The 22776-nt window shown below is 39.3% G+C and carries 23 protein-coding genes; 11 read left to right on the top strand and 12 right to left on the bottom strand.

Annotated features, from left to right (window positions below; all coding sequences use genetic code 11):
* The first annotated feature begins 142 nt into the window (after nt 1-142).
* Nucleotides 143-895, top strand: coding sequence for a copper homeostasis protein CutC (gene cutC, locus AC5JQI_RS10190; RefSeq protein ID WP_493912068.1), 753 nt, complete (start codon nt 143-145; stop codon nt 893-895).
* 118 nt (nt 896-1013) lie between these two features.
* On the opposite strand, the gene cmoB is transcribed toward cutC, so the two are convergent.
* The 4 genes from cmoB to AC5JQI_RS10170 form a co-directional block, all read right to left on the bottom strand.
* Nucleotides 1014-1985: a tRNA 5-methoxyuridine(34)/uridine 5-oxyacetic acid(34) synthase CmoB gene (gene cmoB / locus AC5JQI_RS10185; protein ID WP_493912067.1), complete on the bottom strand. Its 972-nt coding sequence runs from the start codon at nt 1983-1985 to the stop codon at nt 1014-1016.
* The gene (gene cmoA, locus AC5JQI_RS10180; protein WP_237386419.1) at nt 1982-2764 is read right to left on the bottom strand and encodes a carboxy-S-adenosyl-L-methionine synthase CmoA; all 783 of its coding nucleotides are present in this window, start codon (nt 2762-2764) and stop codon (nt 1982-1984) included. Before cmoA ends, cmoB begins: the two co-directional genes overlap by 4 nt.
* 38 nt (nt 2765-2802) lie before the next feature.
* A complete protein-coding gene (locus tag AC5JQI_RS10175; RefSeq protein ID WP_493912066.1) occupies nt 2803-2934 on the bottom strand; it encodes a hypothetical protein in 132 nt (43 codons plus the stop codon).
* Between the two features lie 64 nt (nt 2935-2998).
* Complete coding sequence (locus AC5JQI_RS10170; protein ID WP_323853996.1) at nt 2999-3397, bottom strand: MAPEG family protein; 399 nt, start codon at nt 3395-3397, stop codon at nt 2999-3001.
* A 267-nt stretch (nt 3398-3664) separates the two neighbouring features.
* On the opposite strand from AC5JQI_RS10170, the gene aspS reads away from it, so the two are divergent.
* From aspS to AC5JQI_RS10135, 7 genes are all read left to right on the top strand, one after another.
* Nucleotides 3665-5434: an aspartate--tRNA ligase gene (aspS, locus tag AC5JQI_RS10165; protein ID WP_493912065.1), complete on the top strand. Its 1770-nt coding sequence runs from the start codon at nt 3665-3667 to the stop codon at nt 5432-5434.
* Complete coding sequence (gene nudB / locus AC5JQI_RS10160; RefSeq protein ID WP_493912064.1) at nt 5434-5868, top strand: dihydroneopterin triphosphate diphosphatase; 435 nt, start codon at nt 5434-5436, stop codon at nt 5866-5868. Before aspS ends, nudB begins: the two co-directional genes overlap by 1 nt.
* 93 nt (nt 5869-5961) lie before the next feature.
* On the top strand, nt 5962-6705 hold the full coding sequence (locus AC5JQI_RS10155; protein WP_493912063.1) for a YebC/PmpR family DNA-binding transcriptional regulator: 744 nt from the start codon (nt 5962-5964) through the stop codon (nt 6703-6705).
* Between the two features lie 105 nt (nt 6706-6810).
* Nucleotides 6811-7332 carry a crossover junction endodeoxyribonuclease RuvC gene (ruvC, locus tag AC5JQI_RS10150; RefSeq protein WP_237386414.1) on the top strand — a complete coding sequence of 174 codons (522 nt, stop codon included), beginning with the start codon at nt 6811-6813 and terminating at the stop codon, nt 7330-7332.
* A gap of 79 nt (nt 7333-7411) precedes the next feature.
* Nucleotides 7412-8029, top strand: coding sequence for a Holliday junction branch migration protein RuvA (gene ruvA / locus AC5JQI_RS10145; protein ID WP_493912062.1), 618 nt, complete (start codon nt 7412-7414; stop codon nt 8027-8029).
* A 16-nt stretch (nt 8030-8045) separates the two neighbouring features.
* Nucleotides 8046-9053, top strand: a complete 1008-nt coding sequence (gene ruvB, locus AC5JQI_RS10140; protein WP_237386412.1) for a Holliday junction branch migration DNA helicase RuvB — start codon at nt 8046-8048, stop codon at nt 9051-9053.
* Between the two features lie 236 nt (nt 9054-9289).
* Nucleotides 9290-9514, top strand: a complete 225-nt coding sequence (locus tag AC5JQI_RS10135) for a thioesterase II family protein (protein ID WP_493912061.1) — start codon at nt 9290-9292, stop codon at nt 9512-9514.
* Between the two features lie 60 nt (nt 9515-9574).
* Here AC5JQI_RS10135 and znuB read toward each other — a convergent pair whose 3' ends face one another.
* Both znuB and znuC read right to left on the bottom strand, forming a co-directional pair.
* Nucleotides 9575-10360 (bottom strand): zinc ABC transporter permease subunit ZnuB, encoded by a 786-nt coding sequence (gene znuB, locus AC5JQI_RS10130; protein ID WP_493912060.1) that lies wholly within the window; start codon nt 10358-10360, stop codon nt 9575-9577.
* Complete coding sequence (gene znuC, locus AC5JQI_RS10125) at nt 10357-11115, bottom strand: zinc ABC transporter ATP-binding protein ZnuC (protein WP_493912059.1); 759 nt, start codon at nt 11113-11115, stop codon at nt 10357-10359. Before znuC ends, znuB begins: the two co-directional genes overlap by 4 nt.
* Nucleotides 11116-11191: 76 nt before the next feature.
* On the opposite strand from znuC, the gene znuA reads away from it, so the two are divergent.
* The 3 genes from znuA (at nt 11192) to lpxM (ending at nt 14574) form a co-directional block, all read left to right on the top strand.
* Entirely contained in the window at nt 11192-12148 is a 957-nt protein-coding gene (znuA, locus tag AC5JQI_RS10120; RefSeq protein ID WP_493912058.1) for a zinc ABC transporter substrate-binding protein ZnuA, read from the top strand.
* A 20-nt stretch (nt 12149-12168) separates the two neighbouring features.
* The gene (mepM, locus tag AC5JQI_RS10115) at nt 12169-13482 is read left to right on the top strand and encodes a murein DD-endopeptidase MepM (protein WP_493912057.1); all 1314 of its coding nucleotides are present in this window, start codon (nt 12169-12171) and stop codon (nt 13480-13482) included.
* A gap of 123 nt (nt 13483-13605) precedes the next feature.
* Entirely contained in the window at nt 13606-14574 is a 969-nt protein-coding gene (gene lpxM, locus AC5JQI_RS10110) for a lauroyl-Kdo(2)-lipid IV(A) myristoyltransferase (protein ID WP_237386406.1), read from the top strand.
* 137 nt (nt 14575-14711) lie between these two features.
* Here lpxM and darE read toward each other — a convergent pair whose 3' ends face one another.
* The 6 genes from darE to pyk form a co-directional block, all read right to left on the bottom strand.
* Entirely contained in the window at nt 14712-15998 is a 1287-nt protein-coding gene (gene darE, locus AC5JQI_RS10105; RefSeq protein ID WP_493912056.1) for a darobactin maturation radical SAM/SPASM protein DarE, read from the bottom strand.
* Nucleotides 15999-16025: 27 nt separating this feature from the next.
* Complete coding sequence (locus AC5JQI_RS10100) at nt 16026-16688, bottom strand: ATP-binding cassette domain-containing protein (protein ID WP_493912055.1); 663 nt, start codon at nt 16686-16688, stop codon at nt 16026-16028.
* Between the two features lies 1 nt (nt 16689).
* A complete protein-coding gene (locus AC5JQI_RS10095) occupies nt 16690-17943 on the bottom strand; it encodes a hypothetical protein (RefSeq protein ID WP_493912054.1) in 1254 nt (417 codons plus the stop codon).
* 8 nt (nt 17944-17951) lie between these two features.
* On the bottom strand, nt 17952-20318 hold the full coding sequence (gene darB / locus AC5JQI_RS10090) for a darobactin export ABC transporter permease subunit (RefSeq protein WP_493912053.1): 2367 nt from the start codon (nt 20316-20318) through the stop codon (nt 17952-17954).
* A 275-nt stretch (nt 20319-20593) separates the two neighbouring features.
* Nucleotides 20594-20770, bottom strand: coding sequence for a darobactin family peptide antibiotic (gene darA, locus AC5JQI_RS10085; protein ID WP_493912052.1), 177 nt, complete (start codon nt 20768-20770; stop codon nt 20594-20596).
* 420 nt (nt 20771-21190) lie between these two features.
* Nucleotides 21191-22633: a pyruvate kinase gene (gene pyk / locus AC5JQI_RS10080; RefSeq protein ID WP_493912051.1), complete on the bottom strand. Its 1443-nt coding sequence runs from the start codon at nt 22631-22633 to the stop codon at nt 21191-21193.
* Between the last annotated feature and the right edge of the window lie 143 nt (nt 22634-22776).

Raw genomic sequence — 22776 nt, 5'->3', positions numbered from 1 at the left:
AATTTCATAATGATTTTGGGAACAGATATATCTAATAGATTTCGAGTTGCAGAATAGCCAATCAATAAGGGGCAATAAATCAGTCGATTGAAGAAGGAAGGGTATAAATGGTCTGTTGCGAAGCTATAATGAGGGGCTTTTAATGATAACGCTGGAAATTTGCTGTTATAGCGTAAATTGTGCTTTGATTGCGCAAAAAGCAGGCGCTGATCGCATTGAATTGTGTGCAAGCCCGCCGGAAGGTGGTTTGACTCCTAGCTCAGGAGCATTGCGGCAAGCTATACAGCAGATATCTATTCCCGTACATCCGATTGTACGGCCAAGAGGGGGCGATTTCTGTTACAACAACATTGATTTTGAAGTCATGAAAAATGATGTCGCCTATCTCCGGGATATGGGATTTCCGGGCGTTGTCTTTGGTATTTTGAATGAAGTGGGTCATATCGATCGACTTCGGATGAGACAATTGATGTCGTTGTCAGGGAATATGGAGGTTACTTTTCATCGTGCTTTTGATATGTGCTTTGATCCACATGTCGCTCTGGAACAACTGACAGAACTCGGTGTAAAGCGTATTTTAACTTCAGGCCAGCAGCAAAATGCTGAAATGGGGTTACCCCTGTTGAAAGAGCTGGTTCAAGCCAGTCAGGGACCCATTATTATGCCGGGTGCGGGAGTCAGGGTAAGTAACGTCAGTAAATTTCTGGAATTTGGTATGACGGAAGTTCACAGTTCGGCAGGTCAACTTAAGCCTTCTTCGATGAAATACCGGAAAGCTGGGGTAACGATGAGTTCAGATGATTGCGATGTCGATGAATATTCCCACTATTGTGTTGATGGTCAGCTAGTTGAGTCTATGCAGGGAGTGATTAGCTTGATTCAACGGAAAAGATAGCATTTGCCCCGTTCGTTTTCAGGTTGTAGTTTGAGGACTGCGGGATACGGTTTTATTTGGGTTAGTTCCTGAGGATGTGAACTGCCAAAATGAGCAGTTCACAATCAATATTATGGCATCATGGCTTGCGGGCAATAAGGACAGCACGTAGTGGCGCAGGGTAGCCTTCAACTGTTTTATTCTGATCGTCAGGGTCAAGGAAATCAGTTAGCGATTCAGTTTTCATCCATTTTGTCTGACGTTGTTCATCTGGTGTCGTGAGTGCCTGATCGACAATCCTTACATCCACAAAACCACATTTTTCCAACCAGACTTTCAGCATTTGAGCTGATGGAATAAAGTAGACATTCCGCATTTGTGCATAACGTTCACCGGGAATGAGGCATTGGTATTCATCACCTTCGACCACTAAACTTTCTAAAATGAGTTCACCACCGGAGAGTAGTTGGTTTTTCAGTTGCCATAGGTGATCGAGTGGAGAACGGCGATGATAGAGTACTCCCATTGAAAATACAGTATCAAAGGCTTTTAGTTCCGGTAATTGTTCAATACCCAAGGGCAGAAGATGTGCGCGTTGGTCGTTACCCAGCAATTTTCTGACGGCTTCAAATTGACAAAGAAAGAGTTGGGTTGGATCGATGCCAACAACTAACTGTGCACCTTCACCCACCATGCGCCACATGTGGTAACCGCTGCCACAGCCGACATCAAGTACAGTTTTGTCTTTTAAAGGCGAAATATGGGGCTGAACCCGATCCCATTTCAAATCAGAGCGCCATTCGGTATCAATTTCAACGCCATACAGAGAAAAAGGCCCTTTACGCCATGGCATAAATATTTTCAGGATATTGTGAATACGGGCTTTTTCACCGTTTGACAGTTCTGGTTCATGGAGAGCGATGACACCATTTTTCAGATCAATCTGAGTCGGTTTAATTTCAGGCAATCTTTCTAGCACTTTTACCCATGAACTGAACTGACCGTGCAATGAAGCTTTTTGCCAATGGTTTAATTGTGCAGGCAGACATTCCAGCCAATGATTCAGGTGGTTTTTGGCAATCAATTGATAAAAGTTACCGAAATCGATCATTGTTCAGTCCCTTTTATTGCCAGTAATGAACCAAAATTAAAGCATTGGAACCAGACTTCAACATGCTGGAATCCGGCTTTTTTGAGACGTGCTTTATGGGTTTCAACGGAATCTGTCCGCATAACGTTTTCCAGCATACTGCGTTTTTGGCTGACCTCCAGTTCGCTGTAACCGTTGGCTCGTTTGAAATCATAGTGCATATTGAACAGTAATTCGCCAATGTGCTCATCTTCAAAATTGAATTTTTCAGACAGAACCAGAACACCTCCGGGCTTTAATCCTGTATAAATATTATCCAACATTTTTTGGCGATCATCAGGATGCAAGAATTGTAATGTGAAATTCAGCACAACTACGGATGCATTTTTAATGTCGGTATCAAGAATGTTTTGTTCGATTACCTCAACGGGGATTCTGGCCTTGAAAGAGTCAATATGACGCCGGCAACGTTCTATCATTGCCGGCGAGTTATCGACTGCGATAATACGGCAACCATTTGTATGGCTGTCAGGATTATCATTAGTACTGATAGCACGGCGGATCGATAATGTGGCTGCACCAAGTGAACAGCCGAGATCATAAATTTGACTGTTTGGCGTGACAAAACGATCTGCCAGCATACCTATCATGGAAATGATATTGGAATAACCGGGAATGGAGCGTTTCACCATATCAGGAAAAACTTCGGCTACACGTTCGTCGAAACTCCAGTCACCTAAATTGGCAATGGGAGTGGATAACAGGCTATCCCGTTGATTATGAGGATCTTGATTTGACATAACAGCATTGATTTTGGAAACAATAAGAAGCGGTTATTCTAGCAGAATGCAGGATGCAGGAAAGGGCAGAAAGAAGGGATCAGCAGAAACCCTCTGGCGGCAGTAATACCGCCTTGGGTAATGATAGAATTTTGTGATGTCATGGCATCACAATTTTTTGTAGTTGGCATGGATATGTATGGCTTATACACTTTATCTGAAATCAATGGGATATAGGCGCATACATGGTGAGCATTAGATATATAGAGAGAAGATTTGCTCCCACGGCAAATAATAAATATTGGTGATAATCATTATTATCATTGAGATATATGTTGCGGCCATGCCCATACGCCGCCGGTGTATTTCGCGATGACGCAGGCCAAAGTAGTGCAAAACTCTACCTGAAAGCAGCACCAATCCACAAATATGTAGCATCCAGACGGCTGCTCCATTCATCTCCATCATGATTAATAACAGCATTGAAATTGGGATATATTCAACAGCATTACCATGAACCCGGATGGCTGTTTGCAATTCGTAAAAACCGCCATCGCCATAGGCTATCCGATATTGCGTTCTTAATTTGACTACATCCAGAGACAGCTTAATCAATAATAGTGCGCCCAATACAATATAAAGCGAGCTAACCATTTTTAACTCCATTGCCTAATCCAAAAACGGCCAGATGATGATAAACCCCAAAAAGAAAACTGTCGCTATAAATCATAGTATTTAATGATAAATGCGGTGAATGTTATCTGGTAGCAAAAAATTGTCTTAGTAAGAACGATGTTATAGCCTTATCTCCGGTCAGAATTTCCAGTATAATGGCTGCCTTTTTTGACAATTCTTCCTAAGAAGAATAATGCCAAAATTTCCGCAGCAGAAAGCATAACGAGCTGAGTAAAAGGATATTGTATGCGTACTAATTATTGTGGGCAGTTGAGCCGATCCCATGAAGGCCAAAAAGTGACCCTTTGTGGGTGGGTAAACCGTCGTCGTGATTTGGGCGGTTTGATCTTTATTGATATGCGAGATCGCGAAGGTATCGTTCAGGTATTCTTTGACCCAGACCAGAAAGAGGCTTTTGCTCAGGCTTCTGAACTGCGTAATGAATTTTGTATTCAAATTACAGGGATTGTGCGTGCACGCCCTGACAGCCAAATCAATAAAGAAATGGCAACCGGCGAAGTTGAAATTTTTGCGGAAAGTCTGATGATTTTCAATCGGTCAGAGCCATTGCCACTGGATAGCAATCAGAACAACAGCGAAGAACAGCGTCTGAAGTATCGCTATCTCGACCTGCGTCGTCCAGAAATGTCACAACGTTTGAAGACTCGTGCAAAAATCACCAGTTTTGTTCGTCGTTTCATGGATGATGCTGGTTTCCTTGATGTGGAAACACCTATGCTGACCAAGGCAACACCTGAGGGGGCTCGTGACTATTTAGTGCCAAGCCGTGTCCATAAAGGTGAATTTTATGCACTGCCTCAGTCTCCGCAGCTTTTCAAACAATTATTGATGATGTCCGGTTTTGACCGTTATTACCAGATTGTGAAATGCTTCCGTGATGAAGACCTGCGTGCAGATCGTCAACCAGAATTCACTCAAATCGACGTTGAAACCTCGTTTATGACGGCCGAACAAGTTCGCGAAATTATGGAAAAAATGATCCGTGAACTGTGGCAGGAAGTACGTGGTGTTGATTTGGGCAACTTCCCAATCATGACATTCGAAGAAGCCATGCGTCGCTTCGGTTCGGATAAACCAGACCTGCGTAACCCATTGGAACTGGTGGATGTTGCAGATCTGGTTAAAGATGTTGAGTTTTCTGTTTTCGCAGAACCGGCAAACAATCCAAAAGGCCGCGTTGCCACCATTTGTGTTCCGGGTGGTGCAGAATTAAGCCGTAAGCAGATTGATGAATATGGCAAATTTGTTGGTATCTATGGTGCGAAAGGTCTGGCATGGATGAAAGTTAACAACCGTGCTGCCGGTCTGGAAGGAGTACAAAGCCCGGTTGCCAAATTCCTGTCCGCTGAGGTGGTTGAAGGTTTATTGTCCCGCACAAATGCACAGGATGGCGATATTCTGTTCTTCGGTTCTGACAAGAAAAATGTGGTTACCGATGCAATGGGCGCATTGCGTCTGAAACTGGGCCGTGATCTGAACATTACAGATCTGGCAAGTTGGAAACCGCTCTGGGTCGTTGATTTCCCAATGTTTGAAGACAATGGAGAAGGTGGTTTGACGGCAATGCACCACCCATTTACATCTCCGTATGATATGTCGGCCCCTGAATTGGAAAGCAACCCAGAATCAGCTATTGCGAACGCTTATGACATGGTTATCAATGGCTACGAAGTAGGTGGTGGTTCTGTTCGTATTCATCGCAATGAAATGCAGCAGACAGTATTCCGAATTCTGGGCATCAACGAGCAGGAGCAACAGGAAAAATTCGGTTTCTTGCTGAACGCCCTGAAATATGGCACACCTCCACATGCAGGTTTGGCTTTCGGTCTGGATCGTCTCGTCATGTTGTTGACCAGTACCGATAATATCCGTGATGTAATCGCTTTCCCGAAAACAACAGCAGCGGCATGTCTGATGACTGATGCACCAAGTTTCGCAAATCCGGCATCATTGAAAGAACTGGCAATTTCAGTTATTAAAAAAGAGAGCGAATAATGGCTTACAAGCGCCCTGAATCTGTATTGGTTATGATTTATGCCTTTGACAGCAAAAGGGTGCTGATGTTACAGCGACGTGATGATCCCGAATTCTGGCAGTCCGTAACAGGTAGCCTCGAAGAGGGAGAAAAACCATTGGAGGCGGCGTTGCGTGAAGTTCAGGAAGAGATTGGCATTGATGTTACCAAGGAAGATATTGAGCTGATAGATTGCCAACGCAGTCTCTATTATGAGATTTTCCCGCACTTAAGACATAGATATGCATCAGGAGTGACACGCAATAAAGAACATTGGTTCTCGCTGGCATTACCTGAAGAGCGAATGATCCTGCTGACTGAACATCTGGCTTATCAATGGCTGGTGGCTGAAGAAGCTGCTGAATTGACCAAGTCATGGAGCAATCGGCAGGCAATTGAAGAATTTGTTATTTAGTCTATTGTTTCCAATAAATTTTAAGGTGCAGTCTATCTACTAAGCTGCAATTTGAAAAATGATGGGTATAGACGTTTTATCGGAGATATTTTCATGGCAGGTCATAGTAAATGGGCCAATACGAAACACCGCAAAGCAGCACAGGATGCAAAACGCGGTAAGATTTTTACCAAAGTTATCCGTGAATTGGTGACGGCTGCGCGTCTGGGGGGGGGAGATCCAACGTCTAACCCACGTTTGCGTGCCGCCATCGATAAGGCACTGTCTAATAACATGACTCGCGATACCTTAAATCGCGCGATTGCCCGTGGTGTTGGCAGCGATGATGCAGATAACATGGAAACCATCATTTATGAAGGCTATGGCCCGGGTGGTACAGCGGTGATGGTTGAGTGTCTGAGTGATAACCGCAATCGCACTGTTTCTGAAGTTCGTCATGCGTTCACCAAAACCGGCGGTAACTTGGGTACAGATGGTTCTGTTTCTTATTTGTTCACCAAAAAAGGGGTAATTTCCTACGCTCCGGGCCTGGATGAAGATCTGGTGATGGAAGCAGCATTGGAAGCAGGTGCTGATGATGTTGAAACTTATGATGATGGTGCGATTGACGTCTATACTACACCAGAAACGTTTGGTGACGTTAAGGATGCACTGGATGCAGCGGGCTTCAAATCGGATTCCGCAGAAGTATCTATGATCCCATCCACCAAAGCAGAACTGGATGCGGAAACTGCGCCTAAATTACTTCGTCTGATCGATATGCTTGAAGATTCTGACGATGTTCAAGAAGTTTACCATAATGGTGAAATCTCTGATGAAATTGCAGCATTGCTGTAATTAATTTCAGGGTTCACAGCGTAGAGAAAGTGCTTCTAATATCAAAGTACTTTCTCTAACGTTTTATCCCATATCTTAGGCACATATCTAGGCGAACAGTTCGATATGGCGATTATTCTTGGTATTGATCCCGGTTCCAGAGTCACAGGGTATGGCGTTATCCGCCAGCAGGGACGACAACTTATTTATCTTGGTAGCGGTTGTATCCGAACAAAAGTAGATGACTTACCCAGTCGTTTACAGAGGATTTATGCAGGCGTTACCGAAATCATCACTCAATTCCAGCCTGATGCCTTTGCAATAGAACAGGTTTTCATGGCAAAAAATCCAGATTCAGCTTTGAAATTGGGGCAAGCACGTGGTGTGGCGATTGTAGCTGCGGCTAACCAATCTGTTCCGGTATTTGAGTATGCTGCCCGTCAGGTTAAACAAACGGTAGTGGGTACAGGGGCAGCCGAAAAAAGCCAGATCCAGCATATGGTTCGTTCAATGTTGAAATTGTCTGCCAATCCGCAGGCTGATGCCGCCGATGCGTTGGCTATCGCTATTACACATTGTCATCTTAGTCAAAATTTGCTACGGGTCGGAGATGCACGATTAAATTTAACGCGGGGCCGTCTGAAATGAGCGAGGCTGGATATACGTCCAGCCTTTTTTGTGCTATAAGCTAGCGGAACGATTTATTTTTATTTTCAGGGGGTAAACAGTGATAGGGCGTTTGAGAGGAACCGTGTTGGAAAAACAGCCACCGTTGGTGTTATTGGAAACTAATGGTATCGGTTATGAAGTTCATATGCCAATGACCTGTTTTTATGAACTGCCTGAAATTGGGCAAGAAGCTATTTTATTTACGCAATTTATTGTGCGTGAAGATGCCCAGTTATTATACGGCTTTAATGACAAACAAGAACGCGCTCTTTTTCGTGAATTAATTAAAGTAAATGGTGTTGGGCCGAAATTGGCTCTGGCTATCCTGTCTGGCATGTCTGCTCAGCAATTTGTTACGGCTATTGAACAGGAAGCTATTGCTTCATTGGTTAAATTACCGGGAGTGGGTAAAAAAACCGCTGAAAGGTTGGTGGTCGAAATGAAAGATCGCTTTAAAGGGCTTAATGGCGATCTGTTTAGCCAAAGTAGTGACATTAGTTTGCCTGCTGCCACCAAACAAGCGAATTCTGATGCTGATATTGAAGCAGAAGCTTCCGCCGCACTAGTTTCTCTGGGATATAAACCGCAAGAAGCCAGCCGGATGGTGGGTAAAGTGGCTAAACCGGGTGCAGATTGTGAAACGCTAATTCGTGAAGCGCTTCGTGCAGTTCTATAATCGCAGGAGTTAAGTGATGATTGAAGCTGACCGTCTGGTTTCAGCAGAAGTTCTGCAAGATGATGAAGCCATTGATCGCGCTATTCGGCCAAAATTTCTATCTGAATATGTTGGGCAGCCTCATGTTTGTGAGCAGATGGAAATCTTTATTCAGGCGGCGCGGCAACGTGGGGATGCACTGGATCATTTATTGATTTTTGGTCCCCCTGGATTGGGCAAAACCACATTGGCAAATATCGTAGCGAATGAAATGGGCGTTAATCTCCGAACAACATCTGGCCCGGTGCTGGAAAAGGCGGGGGATCTCGCTGCCATGCTGACCAACCTGGAACCTCACGATGTTCTATTCATTGATGAAATCCACCGTTTATCGCCGGTTGTTGAAGAGATTCTCTATCCTGCGATGGAAGATTACCAACTGGATATCATGATTGGGGAAGGGCCGGCTGCCCGTTCGATTAAGATTGATCTTCCTCCGTTTACACTGATTGGTGCAACGACCCGTGCCGGTTCCTTAACTTCACCGCTGCGTGATCGATTCGGTATTGTGCAACGCCTTGAGTTTTACAATGTTGATGATTTACAGAGTATTGTTTCCCGAAGTGCCCATTATATGGGGTTGAGTGTCTCGGACGATGGAGCAAGACAAATCGCAATGCGTTCACGGGGCACTCCCCGTATAACCAACCGCTTATTACGTCGGGTACGTGATTTTGCTCAGGTCAAGGGCGATGGAACTGTGAATAACGATATTGCGGCTCAGGCTCTTGATATGCTGAATGTGGATTCGGCAGGGTTTGATTACCTTGACCGTAAATTGTTGATTGCCATAATTGATAAGTTTATGGGTGGTCCCGTTGGGGTGGATAACTTGGCGGCGGCGATTGGTGAAGAAAGAGAAACCATAGAAGATGTTTTAGAACCTTTCCTGATCCAACAAGGATTTATTCAACGCACACCAAGAGGGCGAATGGCAACCAATCATGCTTACCGACATTTTGGGTTAAGTAAAGAGAGCGTATAAGCCACTACTATGGCAATATACCAGTTCAGTTTTTTGAAGTGCTGGCTGGTAGCTAAGCAGGGGATGGGTCGTTAAATCTCCCCATGAAAGGTTCAATAACTGTTGCGTAATCGACTGGAGTGACTCTAATTTCTCGCCCAACAAGAAAAATCTCTGTATGACCTTCTCTATAATCCATACATGGATAACTATTATCAAATATAAAAAATCGTCTCTTTTGGGTTTAGAATTTCAAAATGGCTGAAATCTACCAACCAGAGCGATTTGTCCTGAAAAGCCCGATAACAGTTTTAAATGGGGATGCTGATCCAGATGTTAAACCGATTGAACTTTATGCTTGGTCAGAATTAACCAGTGAAGACTTAACGGTACAGGTTGTATCAGGAGATCATTTCTTTATTGATCAAAATAAAGAAAAAGTGATAGAGATTGTTGCATCTGTACTTTCGGGCATATGGTGAAAACAGACTACCGGCCCATGGGATGGGAGGTAGTCAATCTTTAGATTATTTTACCAATAATCAGCTTCTTGCCTTACACGTTAAACTCAACGCAAATAACATTGCCGCACAAAGCACTACCGAAGGCCCGGCAGGGGTATTATAGAATGCGGATAATGTTAACCCTCCCGTGACAGAAAGCATACCGACAATAATAGCAAAAACAGCCATTTGTTCTGGTGTGCGAGAGAATCGGCGTGCGGTGGCAGCCGGGATAATCAGTAGGGAAGTGATGATCAACGCCCCGACAAATTTCATCGCCAGACCAATGGTCAATGCTGTCACTAACATCAATAGAACCCGCAGGCGCTGAATTTTAATCCCATCAACAAAAGCTAGATCTTGGCTAACTGTCATTGATAACAGCGCACGCCATTGCCGTGTCAGCAATCCGGTAACAATCGCAACACCTGTTGCAATCAGCCAAAGATCTTCATAAGTGACAGACAATAAATCGCCAAATAAATAGGCCATCATATCGACCCGTACACTGGTCATAAAGCTGACAACAACTAAACCCAGAGATAAGGCACTGTGAGCCAGAATGCCCAGCAATGTATCAACTGCCAGCTGAGGACGTTTTTCCAGCCAGACTAAAAGAATGGCTAATATCAATGTGACGGCAATAACGGCATAAAAAGGATTCACATTCAGTAAGAAGCCAAACGCGACACCCAGTAGTGATGCGTGTGCTAATGTATCACCAAAGTAGGACATTCTGCGCCAGACGACAAAAGAACCAAGAGGCCCTGCGGCAATTGCCAATAAAATACCGGCTAACCAGCCGGGAAGTAATAGTTCAATCATCGACGTGGTTCTCCACCATTTTTCAAAATAATTTTTCCTCTCAGATCATGATGATGATTATGGTGATGTCGGTAGACTGCCAGTTGCTCGGCACCATGACGGCCAAACATGGCAATGAATTCTGGATGCATAGACACCACTTCCGGGGTACCAGAGCAGCAAATATGTTGATTAAGGCATAAAACTTCGTCTGTTTTCGCCATCACTAAATGCAGGTCATGGGATACCATAAGTACAGCGGAATTAAGCTCAGTTCTGATTTGATTAATTAAATCATAGAGTGCCAGCTGGCCGTTGACATCTACGCCTTGTGTTGGTTCATCAAGTACCAGAAGTTGAGGGTGGTTGAGCAACGCTCTGGCAAGCAAAACTCGTTGAGTTTCTCCGCCTGATAGCTTTTGCATCGGCTGATCTAATAAATGGGCTGCTTTGACCCGGTCTAACACCGGTATGATATCTGCCGATTTTACATTAGGTCTTAGCATCATAAAACGCTTAACAGTCAGGGGAAGTGTGGGGTCAAGGCTAAGTTTTTGCGGAACATAACCAATTTTCAGCGTTTGGTTGTGTTCGATAATCCCTGAAGTAGGGGGAACTAAACCAAGGACAACACGAACCAACGTTGATTTTCCGGCTCCATTTGGACCAATCAGTGTCAGGATTTTGCCTTGTTTGAGAGTGAAAGAAATATTGTTTAATACTTTGCGGTTACCAAACTCAACCGTAACATTTTTTAGGGTAATCATAGTTGGCATGTTAAAAGTGTCTTGCAGAAACATTGAAATGTTATAATATAACAAACCTCAAATTACTGCATGGAATATTCATATTATGTTACACAAACCACAGAAATACGTGCATAAATTTTTTCACAAAATCGCATTAGTGACTGGTCTGATGGCTGGAGTGAACAACGCTGCGCAGGCAGATGTTGTTACATCTATTCGTCCGCTAGGTTTTATTGCCGCCGCTATTGCTGATGGTGTAACAGGTACTCAAGTGCTTTTACCTGATGGTGCATCTCCACATGATTATGCTTTACGGCCTCTGGATATCAGAAAAATCAATCAAGCTGATTTAATGGTTTGGATTGGCCCAGATATGGAAACCTTTCTGGCAAAACCAATTTCTAGAATAGACAGTAATAAACAACTGGTACTGGCTGAATTATCTACTATAAAACCACTGTTATTGAAAAATAGTGGTGATAATAATGATTTAGGTGAATCGCATCAGCATAAACATGAAACTGATCACAAACATCATCATCACGGTGAATATAATATGCATATTTGGCTTTCTCCCGAGGTTGCAGAGAAAGCCGCTCAGGCAATATATAATCGACTTGTTGAGCGTTACCCTCAACAAAAACAGCAACTAGAAGTAAACCTACGTAAATTCAATGGACAGCTTATAGAATCTGATAAGAATATTGCTAGTATTTTAAAGCCTGTACAAAAGCAGGAATATTTTGTTTTTCATGATGCATACAGTTATTTTGAAAAACATTATAAATTGTCTTCGCTAGGGGTTTTCACTGTTAATCCTGAAATACAGCCCGGGGCGCAAAGATTACACTATATACGAACACAATTGGTTGAACAGAAAGCAAGATGTGTTTTTGCTGAACCTCAATTCAGGCCTGCCGTCATTCATGCCATAGCAAAAGATACCGGTGTGAAGATCGGGACACTTGACCCATTAGGGAGTGGCATTGTATTGGACAAAGACAGCTACATAAAATTTATAACTCAGTTGTCAAAACAATATTTGAGCTGCCTGAATTAGTACAATAAGGAATTTTATTAGTGCAGCAGATAGTTAAAACTATCGCTTTGGTATACAACAATCTACCTAAACCACACAAGATCATGCTTGGGTCTTTGACGTTAGTCACTTTGGCGGTCGCAGTGTGGCGGCCGGTTGTTTATCATGAGCGAGAAGAACGGCCAGGTAGTATTATTCTCAGTACGCCTAATCATATCTCTGATGCGAGCGATGATGAGGTCGGCGATATCAATGAACAACTGCCTGATGAAGGAATTAATGATGAAGAGGGCAGTTCAGATGCAACGGCAAATGTCCCTCATCAATATGTTGTTTCCAATGGTGATACTTTAAGTTCCATTTTGACTCAATTTGGGATTGATTCTTCAGATGTGGCTTTGTTAGCAAATCAATATAGAGCGCTGCGTAATTTAGGAATTGGTCAATCGCTATCTTGGTCCATTGATGAAAACGGTAATTTAAAAACGCTGACGTGGAATATATCACGTCGAGAAACACGAGATTATACCCGTGAAGGGGATACGTTTAGCGAAACAAAAGAGTTTCAGAAAGGCGAGTGGAAAAATAGTGTTATCCGAGGCACTGTTGACGGCAGTTTTAATGGTAGTGCCCTCATTGCTGGATTAAGCGGAAGCGAAGCCCGTGAGGTTACTAAGGCTCTGCAATGGCAGATAGACTTTCGTAAATTACGTAAAGGCGATCGTTTTTCTGTCCTGATGTCCCGTGAAATGCTTGATGGGAAGAGTGAGCAGAGCCAATTATTGGGCGTTCTCCTGCAAAGTGGCGGAAGTGATTATTATGCTTTCCGGGCTGATGACGGCCGTTTTTATGATAGTCATGCTTCCGGTTTAGAACGCGGCTTCTTGCGTTTCCCTACAACGAAACAATTCAGAGTATCATCCAGTTTTAATCCGCGTCGTTTAAACCCAGTGACAGGGCGGATCACTTCACACCGAGGGGTTGATTTTGCCATGCCTATAGGAACTCCGGTTCTGGCAGTCGGTGATGGGGAAGTGGTTGTCGCTAAATTTGATGGAGCAGCAGGTAATTTCATCGCCATTCGCCATGGGCGTCAATACACCACCCGATACATGCACTTAAGAAAATTATTGGTAAAACCGGGCCAGAAAGTGAAGCGCGGTGAACGCATTGCTTTATCAGGTAATACAGGTCGTTCAACGGGTCCACATTTGCATTTTGAATTTTGGGATAATCAGCAACCTGTTAACCCACTTACGGCAAAATTACCACGTTCTGGTGGATTAAGTGGTAAAGAGCGAGCTGAATATATTGCAATGGTTAAGGATATTAAGCCTCAATTATTACTCGATTGAATGAATTAATGCCGGATAATTGACAGACACAAAAGCGGATGATTGGTATCATCCGCTTTTGTGTTATTTTTTGTTAGAAGTTTGAGTCTCGAAAACGAGCATTGGAATCATCAGAGTTAGCTCATGAACAAAGAGAAAGATACAGATAGTAAATTGGGGTATATCCCTAAATTTCATTGCTCTTATTTGCATCCTCGCCATTGGGGGCTTTGGGCTGGTGTGGGAATATTGGCGGGGTTAGCTTATATTCCAGTAAAATGGCGTGATCCATTACTGGCGAAGATAGGTGTTTGGGCTGGCAGAAAAGCAAAAAGTGCCCGCCGTAGGGCAAAAATAAATCTAATTTATTGCTTTCCTGAATTAACAGACCAGCAGCGGGAAGACGTAATTGACCAAATGTTTGCTTGCGCTCCTCAGTCATTTGTTATGTTGGCAGAACTTTGCCTAAAAGGTACTAAATCGACGTTAAAGCGAACTCAGTGGCATGGTGATGAAATTCTTGATGATTTAAAAGCACAAGGAAAAAATATCATTCTCATGGTTCCTCATGGGTGGGCGATTGATATTCCAGCTATGCTTTTGGCGGCACGTGGTTACAAAATATCAGGCATGTTCAACCATCAGAGCAATCCTGTAGCTGATTACTTATGGAATAAAGTGCGCACACACTTTGGTGGCCGTTTGCATTCCCGTGAAGCAGGTATTAAGCCTTTTATTGCATCGGTACGTGAGGGATTTTTGGGTTATTATTTGCCCGATCAGGATCATGGTGAAGAACACAGCGAATTTGTTGATTTTTTCTCCACTTACAAAGCGACATTACCTGCGGTCGGGCGTTTAATGAAAGTTTGCCGCGCAGCTGTTATTCCATTATTTCCTGTTTATAACAGCCAAACCCATCAACTGGATATTTATATCCGGCCACCAATGGATGATATTGCAGGGCAGGATGATGCGTATATTGCTCGTCGTATGAATCATGAGCTAGAAGAGATGGTTAGACCTAATCCTGAACAATATACATGGATATTAAAACTGCTTAAGACGCGGAAAGAAGGGGATATTGAACCCTATAAGAGAGAAGATCTTTAACTTAAGGTTTGTTGAAATAAAGAATGTGTAGAAATTTATTTTTATCGACTGATTAAACCTTCCCCCTAATTGATAATTATTCTTTTATTAGGGGGATAAGCTATTAAATATTTACAGTAACATTTTTAATAAATATATTAACTTATTGTTTGTTTTATTATTTCCAATAAATTGCCTGTTCCGCAACATGAATCATTATAATATGGGTTATGTTTTCTGTTTATGACTCGATCATGGGGACATCCACCATTGCATATGAAAAACCATTTGCATCTATGCATTTTTTCATATGATTTTTTTTCTTCTACAAGATGGTTTTTATTTGTATCAGATTTTTTCAAGAGGTAAGCTAAATCGTTATCTATGATTGAACCATAATTATTTCCTGCTGCACCAACGTATTTGTCGCATGCAGATATAGTTCCGTTTGGTTCAAGGGTAATGATTTCTTGTGAGCAGTTACCCGCCCAATAACAATCTGAAATTTTCTTTTGAGAATATTTAATACTATTAATAAAACCATCAAATAGACGGATATTAATTTTATCCCGGTAGCCATTCCACCAAATGTGAAAAACATTAGAAAGAAAATTGATATAATCATGGTAAGTAATGTAGCTTCCTCCCGGATCATCTCCAGATTTTAGCCTGTTATCTGGAACGATATTTAAAAATTCAATATCAGTTAAATCTATTTCATAAAAATAAGAGAGCATTTTTTCTATATTTGATTGATAAACATCGCGATCGACAACAATCAATGCGCCATACGGTATTCCATAATGGCGTAATTTTTTCATACCTGCTGCTACCTTATGGGATGTTGGTCTTCCCCTATAGTCTAATCTTCTGCTGTCATGTATTTCTGGGATACCATCAATACTGATGCCAACACCCATCCCAATGCCTTTTAGAAATAATAGCCAATCATCAGGAATGTTTACTGCATTGGTCTGTATCGTATTAGTAATAACCTGATCTGGTCTTTTAAATTGCTCTTGCAACCATATTAACTTTTTGAAGTAATTCACATTCAGTAAAGTGACTTCACCACCATGCCAAACAAATTCGAATCGTTTTATATTTGGAATAGATAGAAATCGGTGGAGAGATCTCATTAGATTAAAAAAAGTTAAAGTATTTCCTTTACCTTCTGCCCAAGAATGGCAGTAAGTACATCTTAAATTACAAAGTCTAGTTGCTTTAATGACAACAACAAGTTTATTGGCGCTAATTTTTTCTGCACCAAAATATATGTTCTTCTCTTTATTGTATAGCTCAAGTTCTTCTCTATTTAACATTTTTTGATCAGGTATTTCACCAATAATTCTGGCAGCCAATTGCTTATAATTTATTTTGGGATTAATACCAGAGTTAGGAGGTTGAGAAAGATCCAAGAATTTTATAGGAATTATTGTATCCATATATAATTTCTCTTTAATGGTTAGTGACTAAGTTATTAAATGACCATCCTTCATGGTTAAAATTCTGTCAGAAAATTTAGCAGATTCCAAAGAATGAGTGACCATGACAATTGTTGTACCATTGTTATTTAATTCTTTAAGTGAAGATAAAATTTTTTCTCCATTTACACTATCTAAATTACCTGTTGGTTCATCAGCTAATAAAATAGCTGGACTGGATATCATTGCTCTGGCAATAGCAACTCGTTGTTGTTGACCTCCAGATAGTTGTATGGGCTTATGATTTTCTCTGTTTTTTAAACCAAATTTATTTATTGTATTAATAACCTTATCCTTTCTTTGTGACTTAGAGTAACCTCTATACTTCAGTGGTAGTTCTATATTTTCGAATACAGTAAGATTAGGTAGTAGATTAAATGACTGAAAAATATAACCAATAAGTTCACGTCTTAATGAAATTTTATGTGAATATTTCAATCCTGAAATATTTCTGTTGTTTATTGTTAACTTTCCGTTGTCAAAGGTTTCAAACATTCCAATTACATTCAGTAAAGTTGATTTTCCTGAACCTGACGTCCCCATTATAGAAACAAATTCTCCTTTATCTATATTAATGTTTATGTCACTCAGAACATTTGTTTGAATAAACTTTGTTTTATATGATTTGCAAACATTGACCATGTTAATCATATCATTCAATCCTTACTGTACTATTGTTAACGACGTTTTTCTTACTAAAACTGACTATGGTCTGATTTTCAGAAATGCCACTTTTAATATCTGTGTGGACTCCATCATCTGAGCTAATAGAGATAGGAGTACGTTCAGCAATATTTTTATCTTTATTTAAAACAAAGAGATAGTGTTGGCTATCAAGGAAAAAGACCATAGAAGATGGAACAGAAAATACTTTTTTGTCTTCAGCTAGTTTCACAGAGATATCAACAGACTGACCTCGCTTAAAATCGATGTCTCTTAATTCTTTTAATATAAATCTGACCTTAAATGTGCCATTGTTTACTTCAGATGAAATCAGTTTCACCAATAATGGAACAATCTTATTGTTATATGTTAAGTTTGCGGAAGAACTATCTATGATCTTGTTTAAGTAATATTCATTTATTTCAGCTTCGAAATAGAAACTTGATAAATCATCAATAACAGCTATTTGTTCTCCTGGCTTGAGCCGCTGGCCTAAGATCAAGTTTAGTGAGCTAATATTTCCAGATATTGTCGATTTTATTGAGAGTTGTTCAAACCCGCTTTCAATTATTTCAGAAAGTTTTTTCTGTTTTTTGACAGTATCATCTATTTCCTTTAATTGCTGATTTATGTATTTATCTTTTTCAAACTTTAATTTACTATAAAAATGATACATTTCATTCCAATATTCTACTGTAAGATTTAACTCATGCAATATTTCTTTGGGAACATAATTTTTGTTTGTTATGTTACTGTATCTTTTTAGCTTATCTTCGGAGATTTTTAACTCTTTTTTTGTTTCTAAAAATTTATTATTTATATCTCTATAGTCAGATTGTAGATTTATTTTTATATTTATCAAATTATTCAATTTGTCTGTAACGTCTACTAACATGGCTGAATTTTTCAAAGTAAAGTCGAAATTTGATAATTTTACTATTTTTTCATTTTTTAATATGTTTTGCGATGGTTTTTTAAATATTTCTGTAACAATTCCGCCTATTTCTGTTGAAATTGAGACACTATTATCGGGAACTACAACAGCTCTTGTTTTAAGTATGTCTTCATTTTTCTTTATAATGACTTTAAATTGAGTCAATTCATCTTTTTTTACAGATAATTCAGGTGTTGAAAAAGCATAATAGATAATAAATAAAACAAATAAAATGAAAAGTATAAAGAAGATAAGGGATAATAATTTCTCTTTTCTATGTGTGCTTTTTCTCTCAATTTTGATATCCATTATCACTCTCACAAGAATTTAGTAGAAGACAGTTTTCTATAGCTTAAAAAATATATGACAATTGTCAATCCAATAGTGAATATCATAGTTGCTGATAAGGCCAAACCACTATATATAAAGCTGTTTGTATAAATTTCTCCATATTCTTTAGCGAAGTAATTGAATATGAATTTTCCTGATAAGTATGCCATAAAAGTTGAGGCTATCATGGGAAAAATACTTTTTGATAAAAAATAGACTAAATTGGTGTAAATTGAACCACCAATAGATTCCATGATGCTTAATTCTTTTTTCATGTTATTGAAATCAGTCATACTTGTCGTAAAGCAAGATATCATCAATAGAATAATAGAAAGTATAGCGGCTGTAGAGGTGAGTTTAATTATTTTCCAATAATTATCATAATAAAAGTCAAATAATTGGCTGGTAAGATCGACTTCATTTTTACTAAATCCATATGTTGATAGTTTATCCAATATTATTGGAATGTTATTTATATTATTAAAATTAAATGAGAAGTATCTGTTATTTCCTTCTTTTATAAAAATTATTATTGGTTTAAAATTTTCATCAATAGAGCCTAAGTTGAAATTCTCTATAATTTGAATGAATCTGATTCGAATTTTATTATGTTCCGACATATACCAATAGTAATTGTTTAATATTTCGTCAAATTTAACTATATTATTTTGCGTCAAAAACGCTTTTGTCACTATAGCATTGACAGTATTTTCATCATTGCTTTGAAATAAGTGATTATTTTTACCCGCAATAACTTTCATTTTCCAAACATCAGTGAAGTTTTCATCTGCTATAATAACATTTGAAGAAGTGTAACTATCATTATTTTTTTGCCCTGAGTAATAAATATTAATGTTTTCTCTTGACATATCGAATGGACGCCAACTACTGAATGTAGCTGATGTTATACTTGCACTATTAATAAGCTCATTTTTTAATATATCTATAGTTAAACTTTTATTATTATCATTGTTTATATCTACTGATAATGTATTGGTATTATCATAAGGCACGTAAAAATTCGTTAGTTGGATATATTGGTTGATTAAACCTGTAACAAGATAAATGGATATACCAGCAACAAATAATTGAGTGGATATTGATATTTTCTTGAACCAGAAAAAAAATACAGTTTCGTATCTCATATCGGTTTTTCTATTTTTTTGATAAAAATAAAAACGCAGTAAAAATGAGAGGTGTATTAATGAAGCTATTATTATGGCAACAAATATGGAAATTATTGCTATATATATTAATGTTGTTCTTTCTAGGGCATTAAATAGTTCTCTAATATATGATGAGGTATTAGTTGTAAATAGGATTAATAACAAAAATAAGATAATTGATAAGATGGTTCCGGCCAGAATTTTTGACAATGAATCGTAAATAATATTGAGTGTTGATGCACCTAATGCTTTCTTTAATTGGTAAATTTCTTTTAGTTCTGTTGAGCTAGATGACATTGAATTATAGTAATTGGTAATTGCAGAAAATAGTATAAATGCAAACGCAGCATATGAACTGTAGATAACCCCTTTTGATAATCCAATGGATATTTCATCTGGTAAGCCATCTTGGTAGTGAATGTCTTTCATTTTTTTTAGAGAAAGATGGATAAATTCACTTGCAGTGAATGGAGCCCCTGGTAGGTTAGGAGCGCTAGTTACGATGATATTTTTTAGTAGATTATCTTGGGTTTCTTTTTGTACTTTATTCGATAATTTAATGAATAAATAGGCATGAGTATCATACCAATTAGACTGTTCAATGTTGTAACTTTTGATCAGATTTGGTTCGAATAAAATAATAGCATTTATATTGAGGCTACTATCCTTGCGTTTTTCCAATAGATCTTTAATGACATAAGTTTGGTTATTTAACACAATTGACTTTCCTTTGGGGGATCGCAGGTGAAGATACTGGTCATTAAATTCTTTCGTGATAAGAATTTCATTTCTCTTTAAAGAGATTTCTTTTTCTTTAAAAGGAGATAGCGTGTTTAAAAATCCATTGCTGGCAGCTATTATTGATACTTTAGGAAATTTTCTGTCATCTTTTTCTAGTGTTATATTAATTTTGAAAAAATACTCTATTTGATTAACTAGAGCTTCTTTTTGGAGTTCATTAATCAGCGGTAAAGGGGATTGTGCAGATCTAACTCGTTCTCCATTGGGTAAGTTAAAAGTTGTTTCTACCCGATAAAAATCACTATTATATTGATTGTTATCAATATGAGAATCGGAATATAAAGTAATAGAAAACAAATAAATTGCTAACATTATAACGGATGTTGAAAGTATCAATAAAGCCATGTTGGCATGTTTTATTATATTTGATTTATTGTTTACATTCATTTATTTCTACTATTCCTTTTTATCTTGGCATTTTTATTAGATGATTTCTGTATGATAAAAATGATTAAAGTATAGATATTGTATAGCACATTATTTTGATAATGACAATTTTTATGCTTTTCTTTCAAATTAGTTTAATTAGTTGATTCTATAAGTTTTATCTGTTAATAATTCTTGTTATTGTACTATTATAAATATAAGTAATTATTATTTTTAATAAATTCACATAGTGAAAATATGTAGGGTAACCATTGTTGGCTACCCTGTTTTTTTAATTAAATGTCCTGAAAACTTTTGCTCCAGTTCCAGGCGCTGATTTCTGGAATTGTTGGGTTGTTTTTCAGGCTATCTAATGATTCCAGACTGATGGATAATTCTGTTTCTTTGAATGATGCAGATAGAGAATTTAAAGCTTCCTGATTTGTATTTGTTTCATTTAGTGCATTAATCATAATTATCTCCATTCTTAATTTAGAGAGGTTTTATATATTTTAATACATTTGTAAGTTTTTTATTTTACATGGAAGATGTTGATATCAACACTTAATTAATAATATATTATTGTTTTTTTGTCAATATTTTATTTTTCATAAGTTATGTCACTAAAAGTCAGACATGTACTTCTCATGCCTCAATATTTATTATCTCTCACAGTACGGGAATAATAAGTGACTTTAATCTTGCAAGCTGTAATATAAAATTTATAGGGCATAGTGAAATAGAGTAATTTAATGAGGTGGTTAGTTTTTATATTACGGTAATGAGGATAGGCAACAATATATTGAAAAATAAAAAACACAAAATATATGATGTGCTTATTGTGGAAATAATAGGATCGTGATAATACGACCCTATATATATTTTATGAATGATTATTCTACTTCAAGTACACGACAGGTATTAGTACTACCAATAGTTCCCATCTGATCACCCTGCGTTACCAGGATTAGGTCACCTGAAGAAAGATAACCTTTATCGCGCAGGCGGTTTACCGCTTCGTTTGCCGCAGCGATGCCATCAGTATGCCAGCTACAATAAACCGGAGTGACACCGCGGTAAAGGGCAGTGCGGTTTAAGGTAGATTCATGACGTGACATAGAGAAGATTGGCAAACCTGAACTAATGCGAGACATCATGCGGGCTGTTCGACCAGATTCAGTCATGGCAATAATGGCTTTGACACCTTTCAGGTGGTTAGCCGCATACATGGTTGACATCGCGATAGCTTCTTCAATGCTTTCGAATGTCATATCCAGGCGATGTTTGGAAACATTAATACTTGGCATTTTTTCAGCACCCAAACAGACTTGTGCCATGGCGGCAACCGTTTCTGCTGGATATTGACCCGCTGCCGTTTCGGCAGAGAGCATAACGGCATCAGTACCATCCAATACTGCATTGGCAACATCCATGACTTCAGCACGGGTTGGCATTGGGTTAGTGATCATGGACTCCATCATTTGCGTGGCGGTAATTACGACACGATTCAGTTGACGGGCACGGCGAATCAGTTTTTTCTGTACACCAACCAGCTCAGGATCACCAATCTCGACACCCAAATCACCGCGGGCAACCATAACAACATCAGATGCCAGAATGATTTCATCAATAATCGCATCACTGCTGACGGCTTCAGCACGTTCCACTTTTGCGACGATTTGGGTTTCACAACCTGCATCACGCGCGAGTCGGCGGGCATAATTCAGATCTTCACCTGAACGGGGGAAAGAAACGGCTAGGTAATCAACATTAATTTTGGCCGCAGTGATGATATCTTCCTTATCTTTTTCAGTCAGCGCTTCGGCTGATAACCCGCCACCTAGTTTATTGATACCTTTATTATTGGAAAGAGGGCCTCCTACAGTGACTTCTGTGAAGACTTTCATGCCTTGAACATCCAGCACTTTCAATTGAACCCGTCCGTCATCCAATAGCAGGATATCACTGGTCGTAACATCAGACGGAAGACCTTTATAGTCGATTCCGACTTTTTCTTTGTCTCCTTCTCCTTTACCCAGATTGGCATCCAGCAGGAATTTATCCCCAACGTTGAGGAAAATTTTTCCTTCCTTAAAAGTGGATACGCGTATTTTGGGTCCTTGAAGATCACCTAAGATGGCAACGTGGCAGCCTAAGCGGGCAGCTATTTCACGTACTTTATTAGCACGTTGGATATGATCTTCTGCTGTACCATGAGAAAAATTGAGGCGGACGACATTGGCTCCCGCACTGATAACTTTTTCTAAATTGCTATCACGATCTGTTGCTGGACCAAGTGTAGTGACGATTTTCGTTCTTCTGAGCCGTCTGGACATGTATTACTCCGTTGACCTGTGAAGTATCCCTCGTTTTTCGAACTACAATTCGAAATCCATTGGGTATATGAGTTTCCGATTATCGTAGGATAACCATTTAATTTCTTGATTATCAACCCCGCACTGTAAAAGATGCAGATGCG

The organism is Xenorhabdus sp. XBWT (genome assembly GCF_059072735.1).
Note: the sequence above shows the minus strand (reverse complement) of the source record. Positions and strands in the feature narration are given on the sequence as shown.

Bases quoted from the DNA above. Each gene is read 5' to 3' on its own strand.
- AC5JQI_RS10100 (WP_493912055.1), bottom strand. From the start codon at position 16,688: ATGATTAACATGGTCAATGTTTGCAAATCATATAAAACAAAGTTTATT.
- AC5JQI_RS10095 (WP_493912054.1), bottom strand. From the start codon at position 17,943: ATGGATATCAAAATTGAGAGAAAAAGCACACATAGAAAAGAGAAATTA.
- cutC (WP_493912068.1), top strand. From the start codon at position 143: ATGATAACGCTGGAAATTTGCTGTTATAGCGTAAATTGTGCTTTGATT.
- cmoA (WP_237386419.1), bottom strand. From the start codon at position 2,764: ATGTCAAATCAAGATCCTCATAATCAACGGGATAGCCTGTTATCCACT.
- AC5JQI_RS10135 (WP_493912061.1), top strand. From the start codon at position 9,290: ATGGCTGAAATCTACCAACCAGAGCGATTTGTCCTGAAAAGCCCGATA.
- nudB (WP_493912064.1), top strand. From the start codon at position 5,434: ATGGCTTACAAGCGCCCTGAATCTGTATTGGTTATGATTTATGCCTTT.
- znuC (WP_493912059.1), bottom strand. From the start codon at position 11,115: ATGCCAACTATGATTACCCTAAAAAATGTTACGGTTGAGTTTGGTAAC.
- ruvB (WP_237386412.1), top strand. From the start codon at position 8,046: ATGATTGAAGCTGACCGTCTGGTTTCAGCAGAAGTTCTGCAAGATGAT.
- aspS (WP_493912065.1), top strand. From the start codon at position 3,665: ATGCGTACTAATTATTGTGGGCAGTTGAGCCGATCCCATGAAGGCCAA.
- AC5JQI_RS10175 (WP_493912066.1), bottom strand. From the start codon at position 2,934: ATGCCAACTACAAAAAATTGTGATGCCATGACATCACAAAATTCTATC.
- pyk (WP_493912051.1), bottom strand. From the start codon at position 22,633: ATGTCCAGACGGCTCAGAAGAACGAAAATCGTCACTACACTTGGTCCA.
- ruvC (WP_237386414.1), top strand. From the start codon at position 6,811: ATGGCGATTATTCTTGGTATTGATCCCGGTTCCAGAGTCACAGGGTAT.
- lpxM (WP_237386406.1), top strand. From the start codon at position 13,606: ATGAACAAAGAGAAAGATACAGATAGTAAATTGGGGTATATCCCTAAA.
- darE (WP_493912056.1), bottom strand. From the start codon at position 15,998: ATGGATACAATAATTCCTATAAAATTCTTGGATCTTTCTCAACCTCCT.
- darA (WP_493912052.1), bottom strand. From the start codon at position 20,770: ATGATTAATGCACTAAATGAAACAAATACAAATCAGGAAGCTTTAAAT.
- znuB (WP_493912060.1), bottom strand. From the start codon at position 10,360: ATGATTGAACTATTACTTCCCGGCTGGTTAGCCGGTATTTTATTGGCA.
- cmoB (WP_493912067.1), bottom strand. From the start codon at position 1,985: ATGATCGATTTCGGTAACTTTTATCAATTGATTGCCAAAAACCACCTG.
- znuA (WP_493912058.1), top strand. From the start codon at position 11,192: ATGTTACACAAACCACAGAAATACGTGCATAAATTTTTTCACAAAATC.
- AC5JQI_RS10155 (WP_493912063.1), top strand. From the start codon at position 5,962: ATGGCAGGTCATAGTAAATGGGCCAATACGAAACACCGCAAAGCAGCA.
- AC5JQI_RS10170 (WP_323853996.1), bottom strand. From the start codon at position 3,397: ATGGTTAGCTCGCTTTATATTGTATTGGGCGCACTATTATTGATTAAG.
- darB (WP_493912053.1), bottom strand. From the start codon at position 20,318: ATGAATGTAAACAATAAATCAAATATAATAAAACATGCCAACATGGCT.